The 12,973-nt window shown below is 65.5% G+C and carries 11 protein-coding genes and 1 pseudogene; all 12 read left to right on the top strand.

Annotation, left to right across the window (positions count from 1 at the left end):
- Entirely contained in the window at positions 1 to 789 is a 789-nt protein-coding gene (locus tag ACTHNR_RS13295) for a carbohydrate ABC transporter permease (protein ID WP_440548118.1), read from the top strand.
- A gap of 16 nt (positions 790 to 805) precedes the next feature.
- Positions 806 to 3,277, top strand: a complete 2,472-nt coding sequence (locus tag ACTHNR_RS13290; RefSeq protein ID WP_440548116.1) for a beta-glucosidase family protein — start codon at positions 806 to 808, stop codon at positions 3,275 to 3,277.
- A gap of 157 nt (positions 3,278 to 3,434) precedes the next feature.
- Positions 3,435 to 4,844 carry a 3-isopropylmalate dehydratase large subunit gene (gene leuC, locus ACTHNR_RS13285; protein WP_440548115.1) on the top strand — a complete coding sequence of 470 codons (1,410 nt, stop codon included), beginning with the start codon at positions 3,435 to 3,437 and terminating at the stop codon, positions 4,842 to 4,844.
- 4 nt (positions 4,845 to 4,848) lie between these two features.
- Positions 4,849 to 4,992, top strand: a complete 144-nt coding sequence (locus tag ACTHNR_RS13280) for an entericidin A/B family lipoprotein (RefSeq protein ID WP_440548114.1) — start codon at positions 4,849 to 4,851, stop codon at positions 4,990 to 4,992.
- A 7-nt stretch (positions 4,993 to 4,999) separates the two neighbouring features.
- A complete protein-coding gene (gene leuD / locus ACTHNR_RS13275; RefSeq protein ID WP_440548112.1) occupies positions 5,000 to 5,650 on the top strand; it encodes a 3-isopropylmalate dehydratase small subunit in 651 nt (216 codons plus the stop codon).
- Positions 5,651 to 5,766: 116 nt separating this feature from the next.
- On the top strand, positions 5,767 to 6,834 hold the full coding sequence (gene leuB, locus ACTHNR_RS13270; RefSeq protein WP_440548111.1) for a 3-isopropylmalate dehydrogenase: 1,068 nt from the start codon (positions 5,767 to 5,769) through the stop codon (positions 6,832 to 6,834).
- Between the two features lie 145 nt (positions 6,835 to 6,979).
- A complete protein-coding gene (locus tag ACTHNR_RS13265; RefSeq protein ID WP_440548110.1) occupies positions 6,980 to 7,126 on the top strand; it encodes a hypothetical protein in 147 nt (48 codons plus the stop codon).
- An 81-nt stretch (positions 7,127 to 7,207) separates the two neighbouring features.
- The gene (gene asd, locus ACTHNR_RS13260) at positions 7,208 to 8,329 is read left to right on the top strand and encodes an aspartate-semialdehyde dehydrogenase (RefSeq protein ID WP_440548109.1); all 1,122 of its coding nucleotides are present in this window, start codon (positions 7,208 to 7,210) and stop codon (positions 8,327 to 8,329) included.
- Between the two features lie 205 nt (positions 8,330 to 8,534).
- Positions 8,535 to 11,129 (top strand): FimV/HubP family polar landmark protein, encoded by a 2,595-nt coding sequence (locus tag ACTHNR_RS13255; RefSeq protein WP_440548108.1) that lies wholly within the window; start codon positions 8,535 to 8,537, stop codon positions 11,127 to 11,129.
- Between the two features lie 11 nt (positions 11,130 to 11,140).
- The gene (truA, locus tag ACTHNR_RS13250) at positions 11,141 to 11,938 is read left to right on the top strand and encodes a tRNA pseudouridine(38-40) synthase TruA (protein ID WP_440548107.1); all 798 of its coding nucleotides are present in this window, start codon (positions 11,141 to 11,143) and stop codon (positions 11,936 to 11,938) included.
- Positions 11,939 to 11,942: 4 nt separating this feature from the next.
- Positions 11,943 to 12,638 (top strand): phosphoribosylanthranilate isomerase, encoded by a 696-nt coding sequence (locus tag ACTHNR_RS13245; protein WP_440548106.1) that lies wholly within the window; start codon positions 11,943 to 11,945, stop codon positions 12,636 to 12,638.
- A 63-nt stretch (positions 12,639 to 12,701) separates the two neighbouring features.
- Positions 12,702 to 12,973: pseudogene (locus tag ACTHNR_RS13240) on the top strand (tryptophan synthase subunit beta); the annotation flags it as partial.

Raw genomic sequence — 12,973 nt, 5'->3', positions numbered from 1 at the left:
ATGGGGCTCGTATGGCTCGCGGTGACGACGCTGCCGTTCGTGTTCGTGGTGGCGACGAGCCTCAAATCTCAGGAAGAAACCTATTCGAATCCCGTATGGTCGCTTCCAGCCCATTTGAACTTCGGCAACTACGTCGAAGTGCTGCATGGGGCGTTTCTATCGTACTTGGCAAATAGCGTTTTCGTGGTCGGCCTGTCGGTCGTGCTCATCGTCATATGCAGCGCGATGGCGGCCTATGCGTTCGCGCGGCTCGAGTTCCGTTTCAATCACGCGCTGTTCGCGCTCGTGGTGGCCGCGATGATCGTGCCGTTGCACGCGACGCTGGTGCCGATTTACTTGCTCGTGCGAAACCTCGGGCTGTACGACACCAAGTTTGCATTGGTCGGCCCGTACGTTGCGTTGAGTTTGCCCATCTCGATCTTCATTCTCACGGAGTTCATGCGGCAAATCCCGCGCGAGCTCGACGAGGCCGCGCAGCTCGACGGCTGCGGGCCGCTGCGCATTTTTTGGAAGATCTATTTTCCGCTGTCCACGCCCGGGTTGGCCACCGTAGCCATCTACAACAGCATCGCTTTATGGAATGAGTTCATTTTTGCGTACGTGCTGACGTCGACGCCGGAGCACCGCACGCTGCCGCTCGCCGTCTGGGACTTTCAGGGGCAGTACTCGTCGAATATTCCCGCCATGTTGTCCGTCGTGACGTTGACCTCTCTGCCGCTGATTCTCGTCTATGCGTGCGGCCAGGAGCGAATCATCAAGGGGATGATGGCCGGGTCGTTGAAAGGCTGAATCGAAGGAGCTACTTATGTCGTCGCAAAACGCATCGGGCCAGCCGATTTATCGTGATCCGCAAGCGACGCTCGAGCAGCGCGTCGCCGATCTGCTGGGTCGAATGACGCTCGACGAGAAGATCGCGCAGATGCACGCGGGCTGGCTCAAACTATCGCCGGACGGGCGGCACGAATGGCGCGTCGCGGACTTCGCGCAGCGCACGACGGACATTTCCGTCGATGCGCTGCTCGAGCACGGGTTGGGTCAAATCACGCGGCCGCTGGGGACGCATACGGTCGACCCGAAGGAGGGCGTGCGTGCGCTGAACGCGTTGCAGCGCCGGATGGTCGAGGGCACGCGTCTCGGCATTCCCGTCATGTCGCACGAGGAATGCCTGGTCGGGCTCATGGTCAAGGATGCCACGCTGTTTCCGGCGCCTTTGAACTATGCGGCCACTTGGAATCCCGACCTTGTCGAGCGCGTGGGGCAAGCCATCGGCGAGCAGGCGCGCTCGATCGGTTGCCATCAAGGTCTCGCCCCGGTGCTCGACGTATCGCGCGATCCGAGGTGGGGGCGGACGGAAGAGACGCTCGGCGAAGACCCCTATCTCGTCGGCGTCATGGCCACGCGGTACGTGAAGGGCCTCCAAGGCGACCGCCGCGACGTCCTGGCGACGCTGAAGCACTTCGCCGGCCATTCCGCGAGCGAAGGCGGGCGCAATCACGCGCCTGTCCATGTGGGGCCTCGCGAATTCAACGATATCTTCTTGCTGCCGTTCGAGATGGCCGTGAAGCTTGCCGATGCGGGGGCGGTCATGCCCGCGTATCACGATGTCGACGGCGTACCGTGTCATGCCGACCGCGGTCTCTTGACCGGCGTTCTGCGAGAAAAATGGGGATTCGATGGTTTGATCGTCGCCGACTACGCGGGCGTCAAACTGCTCTACACGGACCATCGCGTGGCGCCCGATGCGGCCTCGGCCGCGGCGATGTCGTTCAACGCCGGCTTGGACATCGAACTGCCGGGTCACGAATGCACGTTCCACCTGAAAGAGGCGCTCGCGCGCGGCGAGATCGCCGAGTCGACGATCGATTCGATCGTCTCGCGCATCCTCTCCACTAAGTTCCGGCTGGGGCTGTTCGAACGCCCCTATGTCGATGAGGAAGGGGTGGCGTTACGCGGCGAGATAGCGAGTCAGTTGGCCTATCAAGTGGCCGTCGAATCCGCCGTATTGTTGTCCAACGACGGCATCCTGCCTTTGGAGACCGAGAAGCCGGGCAAACTCGGCAAGCTTGCGGTCATCGGGCCGACGGCCGACGATCCGCTTGCACTGCTTGCCGGATACAGCTTCCCTGTTCATCTCATCAACGCCGGTGAAACCGCCGGCGTGGCGATGACGACGACGCTACGCGCCATGAGAGATCGGTTCGGCGATGAGCGTATCGTCTATGCGAAAGGGTGCGACATCATCGCGGAGCGCCGCCAGGGCGCGCCGGTCTATCCGGGCGATGTAGGCGCCGACGACGCTCATGATGGGTACGAGCGGCGAACATCGTTGATCAGTCGAGACACGACGCAGATCGCCGCTGCCGTGGACGCCGCGAAGCAAGCGGCGGTGGCGCTGGTGTGCGTGGGCGATCTCGCCGGCTTGTTTCAATCGGGCACGGTCGGCGAGGGCTCCGATACGGACACGCTCGCATTGCCCGGGGTTCAGCAAGCGTTGCTCGAAGCGGTGGTCGCCACGGGCACACCGACCGTGGTCGTCGTTACCGGGGGACGGCCGTATAACCTCGGCGGCCTCGAGAGCCGCGTCTGCGCGCACGTCATGGCCTTCGCGCCCGGGGAAGGCGGCGCCCTGGCATTGGTCGACCTTCTCACCGGAGCCGAGAATTTCTCCGGTCGGCTGCCGCTATCGGCGCCGAGCAGTGCGGGCGCCGTCCCATACGTGTACAACCACAAGCTCAAGAGCGCGGGGACGCCGATTGCCTACCACTTCGGCTCGCGCTTTCCGTTCGGGTTTGGCCTGAGCTACACGCGCTTCGAATATCAGGATCTCGAATTAGACGGCGAGAAGGTGTCGATCGAGGACGGATCGGTTGCGTTGCGTTTCGTCGTCACGAATGCAGGCGAAAAATCAGGCACCGAGGTCGTTCAGGTATACGTTCGCGACTGCATGGCTTCGGTCGTGCGACCCGTGAGCGAACTGAAGTCGTTCACGCGCGTAAGCCTCGCGCCCGGGGAGCGGAGCACCGTCAGCATTCGCATTCCGGTGGACATGCTGAACTTTACCGACCATCGCGGCGAACGCATCGTAGAGCCGGGCCGGTTCGACATCATGGTAGGCGGCTCGAGCCGCGACATTCGGCTGAGCGCGACGGTCGACGTCGTCGGCCCCGGCCCGCGGATCCTGCCGCGCGATTGGCGAATGCTGAGCGAGGCGAGCGTGATACGCGGCGAGCCGACCGCGGTGAATCAGGCGCCCGAATCGACGATTGCGCGCATTTGATTCGTCAGGGAGGGTAGCGGCGAACCTAGTACTGGGACTACCACCCAACTCACTGTTTTTTATCGCTTTTTCTCCGGCCGCTGGTGTCGCGGCGGCGGTGCGCGTGGCATAATCGACCGAACCCGGGTTGCCCGTTCCCATGATTACCGCGCATACCATGTCAAAGACTCTTTACGACAAGCTGTGGGATTCGCACGTCGTCCACACCGAAGAAGACGGTACGACGCTGCTCTACATCGATCGTCAATTGCTGCACGAAGTCACGAGCCCGCAGGCATTCGAAGGCCTGAAGATGCACGAGCGCCCGCTGTGGCGCGTCAGCGCAAATTTGGCCGTGTCGGACCACAACGTGCCGACCACCGATCGCAGCCACGGCATCGCCGATCCCGTATCGAAGCTGCAGGTCGACACGCTCGACGCCAACTGCGACTCGTACGGCATCACGCAATTCAAGATGAACGACATGCGTCAAGGCATCGTTCATATCATCGGGCCTGAGCAAGGCGCCACGCTGCCCGGCATGACGATCGTCTGCGGCGATTCGCACACGTCCACGCACGGCGCGTTCGGCGCGCTCGCCCATGGCATCGGCACGTCGGAAGTCGAACACGTGCTGGCCACGCAAACGCTGCTGCAAAAGAAGAGCAAGAACATGCTCGTGAAGGTCGACGGCCCGCTGCCGCGCGGCTGCACGGCCAAGGACATCGTGCTCGCCATCATCGGCAAGATCGGCACGGCGGGCGGCACGGGCTACGCGATCGAATTCGGCGGCTCGACCATCCGCTCTCTGTCGATGGAAGGCCGAATGACCGTTTGCAACATGGCGATCGAAGCTGGCGCGCGCGCGGGCATGGTTGCCGTGGACGATACGACGATCGATTACCTGAAGGGCCGCCCGTACTCGCCGCAAGGCGTCGAGTGGGATCACGCCGTCGAATACTGGCGCACGTTCGCCTCCGATGCCGGCGCGCATTTCGACCGTGTGGTCGAACTCGATGCGAGCCAGATCGTGCCGCAGGTCACCTGGGGCACGTCGCCCGAAATGGTCACGGCCGTCGACGCTCGCGTGCCCGATCCCGAACGCGAAAAGGACCCGGTCAAGCGCGGCGCCATGGAGCGCGCGTTGCAGTACATGGCGCTCGAACCGAATACGCCGATCGAATCGATCAAGCTCGACAAGGTATTCATCGGTTCGTGCACGAACGCGCGCATCGAGGATATTCGCGCCGCGGCTTACGTCGTGAAGAAGCTGGGACGCCGCGTGGCGTCGAACATCCGGCTCGCGATGGTCGTGCCGGGTTCGGGTCTCGTCAAGGCTCAAGCGGAGCGCGAAGGGCTCGACAAAGTGTTCGTCGACGCCGGCTTCGAGTGGCGCGAGCCCGGTTGCTCGATGTGTCTCGCCATGAATGCCGACCGGCTCGACCCGGGCGAGCGTTGCGCGTCCACCTCGAATCGCAACTTCGAAGGGCGCCAAGGCGCGGGCGGACGCACCCATCTCGTGAGCCCGGCGATGGCCGCGGCTGCCGCGATCGAAGGGCATTTCGTCGATATTCGCAAGTTGGGGTGAGGTCATGAAAGCGTGGATGGTTTGGCGGCGGGCAGGGCTGGTCGCGCTCGCCGGCGCATTGCTGGGCCTCGCGGGCTGCAACACGGTCGCCGGGTTCGGTCAGGACATGAGCGATGCGGGCCACGCCCTCAAAAAGGCTGCGGAGTAAGAGAGACATGGACAAATTCATCGTGCACACGGGGCTCGTCGCGCCCCTCGATCGCGAGAACGTCGATACGGACGCGATCATCCCGAAGCAATTTTTGAAATCGATCAAGCGGACGGGCTTCGGTCCGAACCTGTTCGACGAATGGCGCTATCTCGATCACGGCGAGCCGGGCCAGGACAATTCGCGTCGCCCGCTGAACCCCGACTTCGTGCTCAATCAGCCGCGCTATCAAGGCGCATCGGTGCTGATCGCGCGCAAGAACTTCGGCTGCGGCAGCTCGCGCGAGCACGCACCCTGGGCGTTGCAGCAATACGGTTTTCGCGCGCTGATTGCGCCGAGCTTCGCCGATATCTTCTTCAACAATTGCTTCAAGAACGGCGTGCTGCCGATCGCGCTGTCCGAACAGCAGGTCGATCACCTGTTCAACGAGACGTACGCGTTCAACGGCTATCAGCTGACGATCGATCTCGAGGCGCAAGTGGTGCGGACGCCGGATGGCCGCGATTACGCGTTCGAAGTCGACGGCTTTCGCAAGTACTGTCTCTTGAACGGGTTCGACGACATCGGCCTCACGCTGAGGCACGCCGACAAAATCCGCGCGTTCGAAGCCGAGCGGATCGCAAAGCAGCCCTGGCTGGCCCATCGGATCGTCGGCTGAAAGCTTGCTTCGACGGTCGCGGCGCGCTGTGCGCCCGACCGCCGACGCTCGATGTTCGACAGCGATTCGTCAGCCATTCGACAACCCGGTTATCCGACAACTCGATAGGACTCCTAATGAAAATTGCAGTGCTCCCCGGTGACGGCATCGGTCCCGAAATCGTCAAGGAAGCGGTGAAGGTGCTCCACTCGCTCGGCGAAACGTTCGAGATGGAAGAAGCGCCCGTGGGCGGCGCGGGCTACGAGGCGAAGGGCCACCCGCTGCCCGATTCGACGCTGGCGCTGGCGAAAGAGGCCGACGCCATCCTGTTCGGCGCAGTGGGCGATTGGAAGTACGATTCGCTCGAGCGGGCGCTGCGTCCCGAACAGGCCATTCTCGGTCTGCGCAAGCATCTGCAGTTGTTCGCGAATTTCCGTCCGGCCATTTGCTACCCGCAATTGACGGGTGCCTCGTCGCTGAAGCCGGAGATCGTCTCGGGCCTCGACATCCTCATCGTGCGCGAACTGAACGGCGACGTGTATTTCGGCACGCCGCGCGGCACGCGCACGGCGCCCGACGGTCCGTTCGAAGGCGCGCGCGAGGGTTTCGACACGATGCGCTATTCGGAGCCGGAAGTGCAGCGGATCGCACACGTGGCGTTCCAAGCGGCGCAGAAGCGCGGCAAGCGGCTCACGTCGGTGGACAAGGCGAACGTGCTCGAAACGTCGCAGTTGTGGAAGGACGTGATGATCGACGTGTCGAAGCAGTACCCCGATGTCGAGCTGTCGCACATGTACGTCGATAATGCGGCCATGCAGCTGGTGAAGGCGCCCAAGTCGTTCGACGTCATCGTCACGGGCAATTTGTTCGGCGACATCTTGTCCGATCAGGCTGCGATGCTGACCGGTTCGATCGGCATGCTTCCTTCCGCGTCGCTCGATAAGAACAACAAGGGCCTGTACGAGCCGTCGCACGGCTCGGCGCCCGATATCGCCGGCAAGGGCGTCGCCAACCCGCTCGCGACGATCCTGTCCGCCGCGATGATGCTGCGCTATTCGCTGAACAAGGCGGAGCAGGCCGAGCGCATCGAAAAAGCCGTGCAAAAGGTGCTCGAAGCCGGCTACCGCACGGGCGACATCCTCACGCCGGGCTGCCGCCAGGTCGGCACCGTGGAAATGGGCGACGCGGTGCGCGCGGCGCTCTGACCGTTCAGCCGGTGTTCCGGCACCGTTTCGTGCGAGCGGTATTTTTGACATTGCTCGCACGAAACCGCTTGAAGTAGTGGGTTTTTTGCCGAATCTGGCGCGCCCGCGGGCACGCCGATGGGCTTTTTTCGTGTAGACTGTCGCGATGGCGCAACTGTCCCAAATCTCCTCGATTGCAAACCCGCACGGCGATACGGCCCGTGTGGGCGGGCTCGCCATTATCGGCACCGTCGGCATGGCCGGCGCGGTCGCCATTATTACGATTACCCCCAAAACGATCACGAAAAGCTGATCGTCCGTCGTGCCCGCTCGTCTTCCCCGCGCGGTCACGCCGGGCAAGGTTGCGGGGAAGCGTCCACTTCAAGGGTTAGTCATGAACGTAGGTCTCGTAGGTTGGCGCGGCATGGTCGGCAGTGTCCTGATGCAACGGATGCAGCAGGAGCGCGATTTCGATCTGATCGAGCCGGTGTTTTTCAGCACCAGCAACGTGGGCGGCAGCGCGCCGTCGTTCGCCAAGAACGAGACGAAGCTCAAGGATGCGAAGAGCATCGACGAGCTCAAGAAGTGCGATGTCGTCATCACCTGCCAAGGCGGCGATTACACGAACGAGGTGTTTCCGAAGCTGCGCGCCGCGGGCTGGAACGGCTACTGGATCGATGCCGCTTCGTCGCTGCGCATGGCCGACGACGCGGTGATCGTCCTCGACCCGGTCAATCTCGACGTGATCAAGGACGCACTGGTCAAGGGCACGAAGAACTTCATCGGCGGCAACTGCACGGTCAGTTTGATGCTGATGGCGCTGGGCGGCTTGTTCAGCGAGGGTCTGGTCGACTGGATGACGGCCATGACCTATCAGGCCGCGTCGGGCGCCGGTGCGCAAAACATGCGCGAACTCCTCTCGCAAATGGGCACGCTGCATGGCGCCGTCAAGGAGCAACTGGCCGATCCGGCTTCGGCCATTCTCGACATCGATCGTCGCGTGCTCGAAACGATGAACTCCGATGCGATGCCCACGCAGCATTTCGGCGTGCCGCTGGCCGGCTCGCTGATCCCCTGGATCGACAAGGATCTGGGCAACGGTATGTCGAAGGAAGAGTGGAAGGGCGGCGCCGAAGCGAACAAGATTCTCGGTAAGCCGGCCATGGGACAGCCGGGGTCGATTCCCGTCGACGGCCTGTGCGTGCGCATCGGCGCGATGCGCTGCCACTCGCAAGCGTTGACGATCAAGCTTACGAAGGATGTGCCGCTCGACGAAATCAACGGCATGCTCGCGGCGGCGAACGACTGGGTCAAGGTCGTGCCGAACGAGCGCGAAGCGTCGATGCGCGACCTGTCGCCGGCCGTCGTAACCGGCACGCTGTCGGTGCCGGTCGGCCGTCTGCGCAAGCTCGCGATGGGCGGCGAATATCTCTCGGCCTTCACCGTCGGCGATCAGCTGCTGTGGGGCGCGGCCGAGCCGCTGCGCCGTATGTTGCGCATCCTGCTCGAGAAGTAAGCCGCGGCGCGCGCAACGCGGCCTGAGCGGCCGTCTGTCCGCGCGCAGTGGTTTTGACCGGGTTCCTCACGTAAACTACGCGGTTACGACGCAGAGGGCCCATCGAAAGGCGTCGCCTTGCCGCGACGCCTTTTTCTTTGCTGCTGCGATTTTTGCTTTCTCCCCAATGCCTCTAAAGACGCGCTTGAACGCGCGTGACATCGCCATGACAACACGTTCGACGCGTCGCGCCGTACCGCTTGCAATCGCCTGCGTTTGGCTGGCGTTTGCAGGGCTTGCCGGCATATCGCCGGCCTGGGCCGCGCCGGCAGCCGCCGCCAATGCGCCGGCCGCACCGGCCGCGGCGTCCGCGGTCGAGAGCGCGACGGCGGGTTCCGCCGCGACCCAGTATTCGGTCAAACCCGGGCAGTCGCTTGCCGACATCGCCGCTTCGGTCACGCAGTCGCACGACAAGGCGGTGCTTGGGCGGGCGGCGAGGGCCATTTTCGATGCGAATCCGTCGGCCTTCATGCGCGGCGATCCGAGTTTGTTGAAACTCGGCGCGACGTTGAACATCCCCGCGCTCGATGCGACCGGGGCTAAAGCCGAACCGGCGCCCACGGCGGCCCCGGCCGCGGCCAGCGCGCCGAATCCGGCATCCGCGGGCGCGGCGGCGTCGCAGGGTGCGGCCGCGGCGTCTGCCGCGGTGAAGGCGAGCGCCGCTCAAGCGGTGAAGTCCGCATCGGGACAAGCGGTTGCAGCGTCGCCGACCGCGAGCGCAGCGACGGGCGCTTCGGCGCCGGCGAACGTGCCGGCGCCTGTCGTGGCGGGCGCATCGAACGCGGCCGCGTCGGCCGCGCCGCACCCGCAGCCCAGCGCGCCGGTAGGCGCGAGCGGCGGACACGCCTGGACCGGCGCGATTCAACCGGAGCCCGCTGCTCCGGCCAGTTCCGCGGAGCCGGCCGGTGCGTCGGCCGTTTCGGGGGCCGTGGAAGCTTCGGCGCCGGCTTCCGCACCGGGTGCAGCCGCATCCGGCGCAACGACGGCGGCTGCGGGCGTTTCGACCTCGTCGGTCGCCGCGGCGAGCGCGGCGCGCGGCGGCGCGCCGGCTTCCAGCGCGGCCGCCACAGCCGAAGCGGCGTCTCATCCGAAGGTGTCGAGTCTTCAGCAACTGCTGATGCTCAAGAATCGCGTTCTGATGGAGTTGCAGCGGCACGGGTTCGGCGCGCCGTCCGGGAATCGATCCGGTTCCGCCGCCGGCAATGCGCCCGCCGGCGGGTCCGGTTTCGCGGCAGCGCCTCCGGCGTCGGGTACCGCCGCCGCGCCGCGCCCGGGCCAGTCGCGCGCGGCGGCTGCCGCCAATCAGCGTTTCATCGGTATCGGAGGGTACGGATTCAGCGTGGCGCGGGCCGATATCCCGGCGATCGCGTCCGTCGCGGCGGCCGTCGTCGCGGCGCTGCTGGTCCTGCTCGTCGCGCTGGGCGTGAGTCGCCGTCGGCGCGGCGCGGCGGCGCTCGCGGCCGCGTCGAGCGGCGCGGCCGTGGCTTCGCCTGCCGCGCAAAGCGGCGAATCTGCGCCGCCGCTCGCCGCGGCTGCCGCGTCGGCGGACGACCCCATCGAAGCCGAATTCTTGGCGACGCTAGCCCGTACGCCGTCGAGCAAGCGCGCGCTGATGGGGCTTGCCGCGCACTACGCCGAGCGCAAGAACGTGAAAGGCTTCGACGAAATCGCGCAGCGGATCTATCGCCTCTCGGGCGGGCGCGGGCCCAACTGGGTGCACGTCGCGTCGATCGGTCGTCAACTCGATCCGGACAATCCGATGTTCGCGCTGGAAGCGGGCGAGACCGACGATGCCGTGCTGACCGGCGAGCCCGAAGCGGGCGTAATGGAAGCGCCGGCTGTCAAGGCCGCGCCGGAGCGCGAGCCTGCGGCCGCGTCCGCGGCGCCGCCCGTCGCAGATATCCCGCCGCAAGCACCGCTCGCTGCGCCGGCGGCGCCCTTGGTCGAGACGCGGCCCCCGGTCGAACCGGAAGCCGGGGTCGAAACGCCCCCGCGAGTCGAGGCGACGCAGCCCGAACTCGAGCAGCCGGAGGCAGAAGTCGGCGCTTCGGGCGAGGCAACGCCGCCCGAACTTGAGCCCACCCAAGCGAGCGACGCGCAATGGGACGAGCCGCCCGTTTCGGCGGGGCCCGAGGAGGCTGCCGCACCGAATCCGGAAGCGACGCTGCCACCGGGCGCGATCGCGGCCCTCGATGGGCTCGACATGGGCTTGCCGCCTCGCACGGAACCGCAGGCTAAGGGTGGGGCGCACCCGGTTGCGCAAGCGCACGAGCAGGAGCATGAGGAACACGAGCACGATGCGCAGTCCGAATCCGAAGCGCAGCAGGCGGCCGCGCCTCACGCGGAGCCAAGCCATGACGCCGAACAGGCTCATCATGGCGACGAAGCCGCTCACGAAGCCGGCCACCACGCCCGTGAAGAGCCGCTGCGCCCGCGGCTCTCGCCGACGGCCACGCCAGGTGTTTCGGGGCTCGGCGCGGCACCGATCGGCCCCCTCGCCTTGTCGTTCGATCTCGACTTGCCGGGCGACCGGGCCGGCGAGCGCGAAGGCGCGCCTGCTGCGTTGGCGCCGGAGCCGCAGTTCACGCCCGAGCAGCTTGCGCGCATTGCGCGCAACAAGCTCGATTTGGCGGGTGAATACATCGCGCTGGGCGATCTCGGCGGGGCGCGCACGCTGATTCACGAAGTCATCGAATCGGACGACGCCGCCACGAGCGACGAAGCGCATGCGCTGCTCGCGACACTCGCGCCGCTTTCCTGACGCCGCCCGCCATGCGCATCGCTCTAGGCATTCAATACGACGGCACGGCGTTCTGCGGCTGGCAGTCGCAGCCGCACGGCAAGACGGTTCAAGACGCGCTCGAGCGGGCGCTGGCCGATTTCGCTTGCAAACCCGTGCATACGGTCGTGGCCGGCCGCACGGACACGGGCGTCCACGGGCTCGGGCAGGTCGTCCACTTCGACACGGATCTCGATCGCCAGGATTTCTCGTGGGTGCGCGGCACGAACGCGTTTCTGCCCCCGACCGTCGCCGTGCATTGGGCCAAGCGCATGCCCGACGATTTTCACGCCCGCTTTTCGGCGTTCGAGCGGACCTATTACTACGTGCTCTACGTCAACGCCGTGCGCTCCCCGATGCAGGTGGGCCGCGCCGGCTGGATTCACACGCCGCTCGACGTCGACGCCATGCGCGCCGCGGCGCGGTGCCTCCTCGGCGAGCACGACTTTTCGGCATTTCGCTCGTCGGAATGCCAGGCCAAAACGCCCGTCAAGCACCTTTATCAAATCGACATCCGCCAAGCCGGGGATATGATTCACTTTCGCTTTCGGGCGAATGCGTTCCTGCATCATATGGTCCGCAACCTGATGGGCTGTCTCGTGGCCGTGGGCCGCGGGCGCTACCCCGCAACGTGGCTGGCCGACGTGCTGGCGAGCCGCGACCGCGGCTGCGCCGCGCCCACGTTCATGCCCGACGGCTTGTACCTGGCCCACGTGGGCTACCCCGAGGGCTTCGCGGTGCCGCCCGCGCCCTTGGGCAGCGTGCCATGGAGCGGCATTTGGAGTGAGTAATTCGATGACGAGCCCCGCCCCCGCTGCGCAAGCCGCCGGCCCCGTTTCCCGCCGCACGCGCGTCAAGCTGTGCGGTCTGTCTCGCCGGGCCGACGTCGAGCTGGCTATCGAACTCGGCGCCGACGCGATCGGCCTAGTGTTCTATCCGCCAAGCCCGCGCTCGGTGGGTGTGGCCGAGGCGATCGACCTCGCCCGGGCGTTGCCCCCGTTCGTGTCCGTCGTGGGCCTGTTCGTCAATCCGACGCCGGCATGGATCGGTGAAGTCGCGAGCAACGTGCCGCTCACCATGCTGCAGTTCCACGGCGACGAAAGCGCGGCGCAGTGCGAAGAGCTCGCCAGCCTCGCCGGCCTGCCGTGGCTGCGCGCCCTGCGGATCGGAGCGCATACGGCGCCCTCCGATTTGGTAGAATCGGCCCTTAACTATTCGACAGCCGGCGGCTTGCTCTTCGACACGCTTGTGGAAGGCTATGGCGGCGGCGGGAAGACATTCGATTGGTCACTTATTCCAGCAGAGCTCGCGCGTCGGGCCGTGTTGAGTGGTGGGTTGAACGCGCAAAACGTCGGTGACGCCATTCGACGTGTGCGCCCGTATGCGGTCGATGTCTCGAGCGGCATCGAAGTGCCGGGCGCCAGGGGCGTGAAGGATTCCGCCCGAATGGCGGCGTTCGTGCGCGCGGTGCGCGAGGCGGACGCCGGGTGACAAAGGCAAGGCGGCGCGACCATAGGGATACGCGCCTCGCCGCCGCTGCGAAGAGTGACAACCATGTACAACCTTCCTGATCAACGGGGCCATTTCGGCCCGTACGGCGGCACGTTCGTCGCCGAAACGCTCGTGCATGCTCTCGACGAGCTGCGCATTGCTTACGAGAAGTACAGCAACGATCCCGATTTCATGGCCGAGTACCAGCGCGAGCTGAAGTACTTCGTCGGCCGTCCGTCGCCCGTGTATCACGCTCGGCGCTGGAGCGAGCTGCTCGGCGGGGCCCAGGTGTTCCTCAAGCGCGAGGATTTGAATCACACGGGCGCGCACAAGGT

Source organism: Trinickia sp. (assembly GCF_051954495.1).
Lineage (GTDB): Bacteria > Pseudomonadota > Gammaproteobacteria > Burkholderiales > Burkholderiaceae > Trinickia.
This window is presented reverse-complemented; position numbering and strand designations above follow the sequence as displayed.